Source organism: Staphylococcus sp. HMSC62A08 (assembly GCF_001839105.1).
GTDB classification, from domain to species: domain Bacteria; phylum Bacillota; class Bacilli; order Staphylococcales; family Staphylococcaceae; genus Staphylococcus; species Staphylococcus caprae.
Genome location: NZ_KV840037.1, coordinates 48,646 through 58,603, shown reverse-complemented (window position 1 = coordinate 58,603; position 9,958 = coordinate 48,646). Strand labels below are relative to the sequence as shown.

12 protein-coding genes are annotated in these 9,958 nt (G+C 35.6%); all 12 read right to left on the bottom strand.

The genetic code is table 11. The features are described 5' to 3' along the window. A partial coding sequence (gene atpC / locus HMPREF3264_RS05895) for an ATP synthase F1 subunit epsilon (protein ID WP_070872413.1) occupies nucleotides 1-275 on the bottom strand: 275 nt, incomplete at its 3' end. Nucleotides 276-294: 19 nt separating this feature from the next. Beyond that, nucleotides 295-1,707, bottom strand: coding sequence for a F0F1 ATP synthase subunit beta (gene atpD / locus HMPREF3264_RS05890; RefSeq protein ID WP_070872411.1), 1,413 nt, complete (start codon nucleotides 1,705-1,707; stop codon nucleotides 295-297). Between the two features lie 21 nt (nucleotides 1,708-1,728). Then, nucleotides 1,729-2,595, bottom strand: coding sequence for an ATP synthase F1 subunit gamma (atpG, locus tag HMPREF3264_RS05885; protein ID WP_070830008.1), 867 nt, complete (start codon nucleotides 2,593-2,595; stop codon nucleotides 1,729-1,731). Nucleotides 2,596-2,706: 111 nt separating this feature from the next. Next, entirely contained in the window at nucleotides 2,707-4,218 is a 1,512-nt protein-coding gene (gene atpA / locus HMPREF3264_RS05880; RefSeq protein ID WP_002445571.1) for a F0F1 ATP synthase subunit alpha, read from the bottom strand. Between the two features lie 22 nt (nucleotides 4,219-4,240). Beyond that, nucleotides 4,241-4,780 carry a F0F1 ATP synthase subunit delta gene (locus tag HMPREF3264_RS05875; protein ID WP_070872408.1) on the bottom strand — a complete coding sequence of 180 codons (540 nt, stop codon included), beginning with the start codon at nucleotides 4,778-4,780 and terminating at the stop codon, nucleotides 4,241-4,243. Next, the gene (locus tag HMPREF3264_RS05870; protein ID WP_002445575.1) at nucleotides 4,780-5,295 is read right to left on the bottom strand and encodes a F0F1 ATP synthase subunit B; all 516 of its coding nucleotides are present in this window, start codon (nucleotides 5,293-5,295) and stop codon (nucleotides 4,780-4,782) included. The genes HMPREF3264_RS05875 and HMPREF3264_RS05870 overlap by 1 nt, the downstream gene beginning before the upstream one ends. Nucleotides 5,296-5,390: 95 nt before the next feature. After that, entirely contained in the window at nucleotides 5,391-5,603 is a 213-nt protein-coding gene (gene atpE / locus HMPREF3264_RS05865) for a F0F1 ATP synthase subunit C (protein ID WP_001048816.1), read from the bottom strand. A gap of 44 nt (nucleotides 5,604-5,647) precedes the next feature. Further along, nucleotides 5,648-6,376 carry a F0F1 ATP synthase subunit A gene (atpB, locus tag HMPREF3264_RS05860; protein WP_002445576.1) on the bottom strand — a complete coding sequence of 243 codons (729 nt, stop codon included), beginning with the start codon at nucleotides 6,374-6,376 and terminating at the stop codon, nucleotides 5,648-5,650. Between the two features lie 26 nt (nucleotides 6,377-6,402). Beyond that, complete coding sequence (locus HMPREF3264_RS05855) at nucleotides 6,403-6,753, bottom strand: ATP synthase subunit I (protein WP_070830005.1); 351 nt, start codon at nucleotides 6,751-6,753, stop codon at nucleotides 6,403-6,405. Nucleotides 6,754-6,920: 167 nt separating this feature from the next. Next, the gene (gene wecB, locus HMPREF3264_RS05850; RefSeq protein ID WP_070872454.1) at nucleotides 6,921-8,039 is read right to left on the bottom strand and encodes a non-hydrolyzing UDP-N-acetylglucosamine 2-epimerase; all 1,119 of its coding nucleotides are present in this window, start codon (nucleotides 8,037-8,039) and stop codon (nucleotides 6,921-6,923) included. A 36-nt stretch (nucleotides 8,040-8,075) separates the two neighbouring features. Then, nucleotides 8,076-8,705, bottom strand: coding sequence for a uracil phosphoribosyltransferase (gene upp, locus HMPREF3264_RS05845; RefSeq protein ID WP_037541861.1), 630 nt, complete (start codon nucleotides 8,703-8,705; stop codon nucleotides 8,076-8,078). Nucleotides 8,706-8,733: 28 nt separating this feature from the next. After that, a partial coding sequence (glyA, locus tag HMPREF3264_RS05840; RefSeq protein ID WP_083327792.1) for a serine hydroxymethyltransferase occupies nucleotides 8,734-9,958 on the bottom strand: 1,225 nt, incomplete at its 5' end.

The window sequence follows — 9,958 nt, the reverse complement described above, 5'->3', positions numbered from 1 at the left end:
TCAACATCGATTTCGTTAGCAGCTTCTGCTGTTTGGACGATAATTGATAATTTATGTTGTCTAACTTCAACAAAACCATCACTAACTGCTACATATTCATTACCATTGTGAAAGTTAACTTTAACATAGCCAGTTTTTAATGCGGCAACTGTTGGAATGTGTCCACTCATGATACCCATTTCACCAGCTGTCGTTTGTAATACAGCTAGTTCTACATCTTCACGATCGTAGACAGAACCATTAGGAGTGACAATATTTAGGCTTAATGTATTCATTATCCATACCTCCTAATTATTAGACTTCAACACCCATATCTTTGGCTTTTTCAATTACGTCTTCCATACTACCTAATAAACGGAAAGCATCTTCTGGAATATGGTCATATTTACCATCTAAAATATCTCTGAAATCAGATACTGTCATTTTTACAGGTACATAAGAACCTTTTTGACCAGTGAATTGTTCAGCTACGTGGAAGTTTTGTGATAAGAAGAATTGAATTCTACGTGCACGTTCTACAGTTTGTTTATCTTCATCAGATAATTCATCCATACCAAGAATAGCAATGATATCTTGTAATTCTCTGTATTTTTGTAATGTAGATTGAACTTCACGCGCTACATCGTAATGTTCTTGACCAACGATTGATGGTTCTAAAGCTCTTGAAGTTGAAGCCAATGGATCTACCGCTGGATAGATACCCATCTCAGTTAATTTACGCTCTAAGTTAGTTGTTGCATCTAAGTGAGCGAAAGTTGTAGCTGGCGCAGGGTCAGTGTAGTCATCGGCTGGTACGAATACTGCTTGGATAGATGTTACAGAACCTTTATTAGTTGAACTAATACGTTCTTGTAATTGACCCATTTCAGTAGCAAGTGTTGGTTGGTAACCAACGGCTGAAGGCATACGTCCTAATAATGCAGATACCTCAGAACCAGCTTGAGTAAATCTGAAGATGTTATCAATGAATAATAACACGTCTTGACCTTCTTCATCACGGAAGTATTCTGCCATTGTTAAACCTGATAATGCTACACGCATACGTGCACCTGGTGGCTCGTTCATTTGACCGAATACCATCGCTGTTTTCTTAATTACACCACTGTCGCTCATTTCATAATAAAGGTCGTTACCTTCACGTGTACGTTCACCTACACCGGCGAATACAGAAATACCACCGTGCTCTTGAGCGATGTTATTGATTAATTCTTGGATTAAAACTGTTTTACCAACTCCGGCACCACCGAATAATCCAATTTTACCACCTTTGATGTAAGGTGCTAATAAGTCTACTACTTTAATACCAGTTTCTAAGATTTCTACTTTAGTAGATAATTCATCGAAGCCAGGTGCTTGTCTATGAATAGGATCGCGACGTACTGAATCATCAATTTTTTCGTCTAAATCGATTGTTTCTCCTAATACGTTAAATACTCTTCCTAAAGTTGCATCACCAACAGGTACACTGATATCTTTACCTGTATTTTTAACTTCCATACCTCTTTGAACGCCGTCAGTTGAGTCCATAGCGATTGTACGTACAACATCATCACCTAATTGAAGAGCAACTTCAAGAGTTAAATGAAGCGTGCCATCTTCTTTAGGAACTTCGATGTGTAGGGCATTGTTAATATCAGGAACTTCATTATGTTCAAAACGAACATCGATTACTGGACCCATAACTTGAGTTACACGGCCAATTCCCATGTTGATTTCCTCCTTTTAATATTATTCAAGAGCTGCTGAACCACCAACAATTTCAGTAATTTGTTGAGTGATCGCTGCTTGTCTCGCTCTATTGTATTCTAATGATAGATCATCAATAAGTTCAGTCGCATTATCAGAAGCATTTTTCATTGCAGTCATACGAGAAGCATGCTCACTAGCTTTAGCATCTAGGATAGTACCGTAGATTAAGCTTTCAACGTATTGCGGTAGAATAACGCTTAAAATAGATTCTTTATCTGGTTCAAATTCATAAGATGACATTTGACCATGACCTTGGCTAGAATCTTCTTGAGATAATGGTAAAACTTGTTTTGTTGTTGGTTTATTTTCTAAAACACTCACATAGTGACTATAGTAAATAGTTAATTCGTCAATATTTTCTTCACTATATAAATCAATCGCATGTTTAGCAATCGCTTGAACTGATTTAAATGAAGGTTGATCTGGTAAATCTACTAAAGAACTTTCGATTTCATAACCTCTATTGTTAAAGAAATCTACACCTTGTTGACCTAAAACGATAATACTGTATTCACTGTTATCTTTGTGTTTAGATTTAATATCATTCACTAAGCTTTTTAATACGTTCGTACTATATGCTCCTGCTAAACCTTTATCACTCGTAATAATTAAATAACCACTACGTTTAACATCTCTTGGTTTAAGCATAGGATGATTTGAGGAACTATTTGCACCTGCTACTGCAGTAATAGCATCTTGCATTTTTTCCATGTAAGGTCTGAACTGTTTAGTATTTTTCTCAGCTCTACGTAATTTAGAACTAGATACCATGTTCATGGCCTTAGTAATTTGTTTCATCTTTTTTGTCGATTTTATTCGATTATCTATCTCTTTTAGAGAGCCCATTATCTCACCACCTTATTATTTAGAGTATTAACGCTTCACTTTAAACTTTCAAAATGAAGTGACGTTTTAAATGTACTCTCAATTTCGCAGTTACATTCTATTTAGGTAGAATTATTGTTCTGATTTATTAAAACTTTTTTTGAATTCTGTAATAGCAGAATCAAATTTATCAGCATCTGGTAAAGCACCAGTTTCTCTGATTTCACTTAATAATTCAGTTGCGTTCGCATCTGCCCAGTGGTTTAATTCATCTTCAAATCGAGTAATATCTTCCACAGGAATATCGTCTAAATAACCTTTTGTTAATGCATAAATAATTAACACTTGATATTCAACAGGTAGAGGATGGTTTTGGTCTTGTTTTAGAACTTCTACAGTACGTTTACCACGTTCTAATTTTTGTGCAGTAAATTCATCTAAATCAGAACCAAATTGTGCGAATGATTCTAACTCACGGTAAGAAGCTAAATCTAAACGTAACGTTCCGGCTACTTTTTTCATAGCTTTGATTTGAGCTGAACCACCAACACGAGATACTGATTGTCCAGCGTTAATAGCTGGTCTTACACCAGAGAAGAATAAGTCTGATTGTAAGAAGATTTGTCCATCAGTAATTGAAATAACGTTAGTTGGTACATACGCTGAAATGTCACCAGCTTGTGTTTCGATAATTGGTAATGCTGTAATCGAACCGCCACCTAACTCATCGTTAAGTTTTGCTGCTCTTTCTAATAATCTACTATGTAAGTAGAATACATCACCTGGGTACGCTTCACGACCTGGAGGTCTACGTAATAGTAATGATAATTCACGGTAAGCTGCTGCTTGTTTAGTTAAATCATCATATACGATAAGAACATGTTTACCATTAAACATGAACTCTTCACCCATAGTTACACCAGCATAAGGTGCAATATATAGTAATGGAGCTGGATCAGCTGCTGAAGCTGATACAACGATTGTGTAATCTAAAGCTCCGGCTTGTCTTAATTTTTCTACATTTGCACGAACTGTTGAATCTTTTTGACCAATTGCAACATAGATACAAATCGTATCTTGGTCTTTTTGGTTAAGAATTGAGTCGATAGCAACAGTTGTTTTACCAGTTTGACGGTCACCAATAATTAACTCACGTTGACCGCGACCAATTGGTACTAATGCATCGATTGCTTTAATACCAGTTTGTAATGGTTGATCAACTGATTTACGATCCATAACACCAGTTGCTTTTTTCTCAACTGGACGTGTTTTAGTTGAATTAATAGGACCTTGCCCATCAATAGGTTGACCAAGTGGATTAACGACTCTTCCGATTAATTCGTCTCCTACTGGTACTTCCATAATACGACCTGTACGTTTAACTTCGTCACCTTCACTAATTTCGTTGTATGGTCCTAAAATAACCACACCAACATTAGACTCTTCAAGGTTTTGCGCTAAACCTAGCACGCCGTTGTGGAATTCTACTAGCTCACCAGCCATAACGTCGTTTAATCCGTGAATTAATGCAATACCATCACCAATTTGAAGTACAGTACCGACATCAGTTACGGACATTTCAGACTCATAATTTTCAATCTGTGAGCGAAGTAATGCACTGATTTCTTCAGCTTTTATGGCCATCTATGTCACTCCTCTTTAAATATTAGTTAGCTCTTTCAAATTTTCTTTGTAATTGAACAAGGTCATTTTTAACACTACCGTCCATCACAGTTGTACCGACCTTCACTCTAAATCCACCGATTAAGTCTGGATTGATTTTAGTGCTTACAATTACTCTAGATAAATGTGTTTGATTCTTAATTAATTGTTCGATTCTTGATAATTCATCTTCACTTAATTCATAAGTTGACTCTACAATTGCAAAGTCTTGATTGTAGTGTGCATTATATAAGCTTTGAAAACCTCTAAACACATCTTCAATATATGATAAATGACGGTTATCTGCTAAAACTTTTAGCGTGTTAACAACATATTCATTTGCACCGCTATAAACCTCATTAACGAACGTTTTACGTTCATTTGCTGTTAATGAAGGGTTACTATCAATCGCTTTTAAACTTTTAATGTAGTCAAAAGATGAATGACTAATCGTTTCTAAATCTTCATATACTACATCTAATTGATTTGTATCGTTAGAGACATCAAATAATGCTTTGGCATATTTTTTTGCTACCTTTACCATTATTTATCCCCTGCCTCTTTTAAATACTTTTCAACTAATGCTTTTTGATCTTGCTCTGAAATTTCTTTTCTAAGAACTTTAGATGCGATTAATACTGATAGTTCAGATACTTGATTGTTGATATCAGCAAGCGCACGTTCTTTTTGACTGTTAATTTCACTTTGAGCAGTTTCAATCATGCCGTTAGCTCTTACGTTTGCTTCATGAATAATTTCTTCATGTTGCTTACGAGCTTGAATCTTAGCATCGTCTAAGATTTTTTGAACTTCATCTTGAGTCTCTTTAAGTGTCTTTCTATTTTCTTCTTCAAGTTTTTGAGCGTTAACTTTAGCTTGTTCAGCATCGTCGATATCTTTATTGATATCACGCTCACGTTTGTCCATTACTTCTTTTAATGGACCCCAAGCAAATTTCTTTAATAGTGCAAGTAGTACTACGAATGTAGCTATAGTTACAAGCATTGTTCCCCATTGTACACCTGCACCTAGAACGAATGTATTAGCTGTTGCAGTCACGGGCTCATGACACTCCTTTCGTCGATATAATCACTAAGCTATAAAAAACAAAACGAACGGCGATAGTCTTGTAACAGACTTCGCCTTAATATGTCTTATCCAGCAAATGTCATGAACGCAATTACAACACCGATGATAGGTAAAGCCTCAACTAAACCAACACCAATGAACATGATACCCATTAATTGACCACGTGCTTCTGGTTGACGTGCTACACCTTCAACTGTTCTAGATACGATAAGACCGTTACCGATACCTGCACCTAATGCTGATAAACCAATTGCGATTGCCGCTGCGATTAAATTCATAATAAATTTTCCTCCTAAGAATTGTATATAATTATTAAATTAATTTAGTGTCCATCTGCCACTTTATGTGACATATAAACCATTGAAAGCATAATGAAGATATACGCTTGGATTGTGCCAACAAAGATTGAGAAAGCCTGCCAAACGATTAAACCTGGAATACTAATAATCCAGCCCCATGATAGATGTTCGAAAAATAGTCCTGCTAGTAAACTTAGTAGTAATTCACCAGCAAAGATATTCCCATAAAGTCGTAAACCTAACGTTAATGTAGATGTAAATTCTTCAAATACATTAATGATTGCAAGTGGCCAGAAAGGTTTAAAGTATCCAGCTGCATATGCTTTAGGTCCACGCATTTTAATACCATAAAAATGCGTTAGTAAAATCATAGTTGTAGATAAAGTAAGAGTTACCGTTGCATCAGCTGTCGGTGATTTCCACCACAGATAATGATCGTTAGTAACAATAGCGAATGGTAAACCAAGCATATTGGCTACAAAGATGAACAGAATTAATGTCACTGCTAAGAAGTGGAAGTGACCACCTTTTTTCCAAGCCATATTACTTTCAATGATACCTCTTACAAAATCAAATACCCATTCAATGAAGTTTTGCTTTCCAGTTGGTCGTTTTTTAAGATTACGTGTACATATTATAGCTATGATGAAAACCAAAATCGCTGTAATAACTACCATCATAACACTGGCCATGTCAAAGACGATATCGAATCCAAACACGTTCCAACTGACGAGTGGGGATTTGTGATCCATAAACTCACCTCTTTCATATTAAATTTTTACTCCCTTTTAAGTAGAGGGCGCAATATGATTACAATATAAGAAATCATTAAACCAATTAATACACCTATGATATTAATGTGATTCTTAAAGAAAAACCATAACAAACACGCAATGATTGCTACTAAATATCTCCAAATATTGCCCGTTGATATATGTATAGCATCTTTCTCTTTAGCCTTTGCTAAATAGCTTTCAAAGATGTATGTATTAACCAAAGAACCACATGCACCTATCAATAAACCTAAAATAAAAGGGCGGGGTACAATTAGATACAATATCCCAAGTATTATCAAGAGATAGAGATAATATTGGATATATTGTTTGAAAATGATGTAGAAACGACTCATTTATATGCCTCCGAGTGTCTTATACCAATCATGTAAACCGTTCCACTCATACAATCTAAATGATAATACAGGCTATTGTACGGTGTCAATTCCATTCAAAGTCTTGTTAAATTTTAAGACATTTTCGTCACAAAATATTCACAAAATATGTCAATGCAATTTTTTCGTTATTTAAAATGATTAGGTTTTTTATCTAATAAGCCAAAGTAGAATTTGATATGCTCCACAATTCTTAAACTAGCTTTGCCGTCTCCATATGGATTCATTGCTTGGCTCATTTTGTTATAAACAATATCATTATCTAATAATTGTTTCGTTGTGTTATAAACTTGTTGCTCATCGGTACCCACAACTTTCAAGGTGCCTGCCTCTACCCCTTCAGGTCGTTCAGTCGTCTCTCTAAGCACAAGGACTGGTTTATGCAATGATGGCGCTTCTTCTTGAATACCACCTGAATCTGTCATAATAAGATATGCATGTTTCGCAAAATTATGAAAATCAACAACATCTAACGGTTCAATGAGTTCTATGCGTTCATGATTGCCTAAGTATGTTTCAGCTAATTCCCTTACTTTAGGATTCATGTGTACAGGATATACTAAAGCTAAATCATCGTAATCCTCAATTAACCTTTTCACTGCTTTAAACACATTTTTCATTGGTTGACCAATATTTTCTCTTCTGTGTGCAGTAAGTAGAATAAACTTTTTATTTCTATGTTTATCAATAATTTGAGATGTATACTGATCATCAATTGTATAATCCATTGCATCAATAGCTGTATTACCTGTGACAACTACTTTGTCAGAAGCCTTACCTTCATTAATTAAATTCGTTGCTGCATTAAGAGTTGGGGCAAAATGCAAGTCTGCCATTACCCCAACCATTTGTCTGTTCATCTCCTCAGGAAATGGAGAATACTTATCGTAACTTCTTAAACCAGCTTCAACATGAGCGATTGGTGTTTGATTATAAAATGCAGCAAGTGCTCCTGAGAATGTAGTGACTGTATCACCGTGTACAAGAACCATATCTGGCACTTCAGATTTAATTATGTCCTCAAGTTGAACCATCGATTTCGATGTAATACCAGACAATGTTTGCCCTGTTTTCATGATATTTAAATCATGATGAGGAACGATATTAAACGTCTTCAAAACTGAATCAAGCATTTCTCTATGTTGTGCTGTAACAACAACTATAGGCTCCAACTCAGGATCTTTTTCTAATGCTTTTACAAGTGGTGCCATCTTAATAGCTTCAGGTCTTGTTCCGAAAATGGTCATAATTTTTTTCTTCAAAAATATCTATCTCCGAATCTATTATTTAGTACCAAACAATCTATCACCAGCATCACCTAAACCAGGTGTAATGTATGCTTTATCATTTAGCTTTTCATCAAGTGCTGCGATATAAATGTCAACATCTGGATGTGCTTCTTGCATCTTTTCAACACCTTCTGGTGCAGCGATTAAGCACATAAAACGAATACTTTTCGCACCACGTTGTTTTAATGATGAAATGGCTTCTATAGCTGAAGCGCCTGTTGCTAACATTGGATCAACAACAATAATTTGTCTCTCATCGATATCTTGAGGTAATTTGGCAAAGTACTCTACAGCTTTAAGTGTTTCTGGGTCTCTGTACAAGCCAATATGCCCTACTCTTGCAGCAGGAACTAAGCTTAATACGCCATCAGTCATTCCTAAACCTGCTCTCAAAATAGGTACAACAGCCAATTTTTTACCTGCTAAGCGCTTAGCTGTCATTTTGGTTACAGGTGTTTGAATTTCAACATCTTGTAACTCTAAATCTCTAGTTACTTCATAAGCCATCAACATGCCTACTTCATCTACAAGCTCTCTGAATTCTTTTGTACCAGTATGAGCGTCTCTAATATAGCTTAATTTGTGTTGAATTAACGGATGATCAAAAACATGTACTTTACTCATTTTCATATTCCTCCAATGTGTTTATCTATTATTCATATAGTGGATATTTTGAAGTAAGGGCGTGTACTCTTTCTTTAGCTTCATTGAGTTTAGCTTCATCATCTGTATGTTTTAAAGCTAAGCTAATGATTCTTGCTACTTCCTCAAATGCTGATTCATCGAAACCACGTGTTGTTGCTGCAGGTGTTCCAAGTCTAATACCACTTGTAACAAATGGCTTTTCTTGATCAAATGGAATCGTATTCTTATTACAAGTAATACCGACTTTATCAAGTGTTTCTTCTGCTACTTTACCAGTAATATTAATAGAACCTTTGACATCAACAGCTACTAAATGGTTATCTGTGCCACCTGAGACAACTCTAAACCCTTCATCTATTAAAGTTTGAGCCAAAGCTTGAGCATTTTTAATGACTTGTTGTTGATAAACTTTAAAGTCGCTATGCAATGCTTCTCCAAATGCCACTGCTTTAGCAGCAATTACGTGTTCTAAAGGTCCACCTTGAATGCCAGGGAAGATTGTCTTATCTATGTCTTTCTTATACTCTTCTTTACATAAAATCATACCCCCACGAGGTCCACGTAAAGTTTTATGTGTCGTAGTCGTAACAAAATCAGCATATTCCACAGGGTTAGGATGTAAACCAGCTGCTACTAATCCAGCAATATGTGCCATATCTACCATTAATTTAGCGCCAACTTCGTCCGCAATCTCTTTAAACTTTTTGAAGTCAATCGTTCTTGAATATGCAGAAGCTCCAGCGACAATTAATTTTGGTTTATGTTCTAAAGCTAATCGACGTACTTCGTCATAATTAATACGTTCAGTTTCTTTATCTACACCATATTCAACGAAATTATAGAATTTACCACTGAAATTCACTGGTGAGCCATGTGTTAAATGACCTCCATGACTTAAGTTCATTCCTAAAACAGTATCTCCCATTTCAATAGCTACTAGGTATACAGCCATATTGGCTTGAGAACCTGAATGAGGTTGCACATTTACATGTTCAGCACCAAATAATGCTTTAGCACGGTCGATTGCAACAGTTTCAGTTACATCTACATACTCACAACCACCATAGTAACGGCGACCAGGATATCCTTCTGCATATTTATTTGTTAAAACTGAACCTTGTGCTTCCATAACAGCTTCAGATACAAAATTCTCAGATGCAATTAATTCAATATTTCCGTTTTGACGGTTGTACTCCTTTTGAATTGCTTCAAAAATAACTTTATCCTGTTTT

What these genes read in the sequence shown, in the direction of transcription:
- atpE (WP_001048816.1), bottom strand. Translation starts at nt 5,603, where the DNA reads ATGAATTTAATCGCAGCGGCAATCGCAATTGGTTTATCAGCATTAGGT.
- upp (WP_037541861.1), bottom strand. Translation starts at nt 8,705, where the DNA reads ATGAGTAAAGTACATGTTTTTGATCATCCGTTAATTCAACACAAATTA.
- atpB (WP_002445576.1), bottom strand. Translation starts at nt 6,376, where the DNA reads ATGGATCACAAATCCCCACTCGTCAGTTGGAACGTGTTTGGATTCGAT.
- HMPREF3264_RS05875 (WP_070872408.1), bottom strand. Translation starts at nt 4,780, where the DNA reads ATGGTAAAGGTAGCAAAAAAATATGCCAAAGCATTATTTGATGTCTCT.
- atpG (WP_070830008.1), bottom strand. Translation starts at nt 2,595, where the DNA reads ATGGGCTCTCTAAAAGAGATAGATAATCGAATAAAATCGACAAAAAAG.
- atpD (WP_070872411.1), bottom strand. Translation starts at nt 1,707, where the DNA reads ATGGGAATTGGCCGTGTAACTCAAGTTATGGGTCCAGTAATCGATGTT.
- atpA (WP_002445571.1), bottom strand. Translation starts at nt 4,218, where the DNA reads ATGGCCATAAAAGCTGAAGAAATCAGTGCATTACTTCGCTCACAGATT.
- wecB (WP_070872454.1), bottom strand. Translation starts at nt 8,039, where the DNA reads ATGACCATTTTCGGAACAAGACCTGAAGCTATTAAGATGGCACCACTT.
- HMPREF3264_RS05855 (WP_070830005.1), bottom strand. Translation starts at nt 6,753, where the DNA reads ATGAGTCGTTTCTACATCATTTTCAAACAATATATCCAATATTATCTC.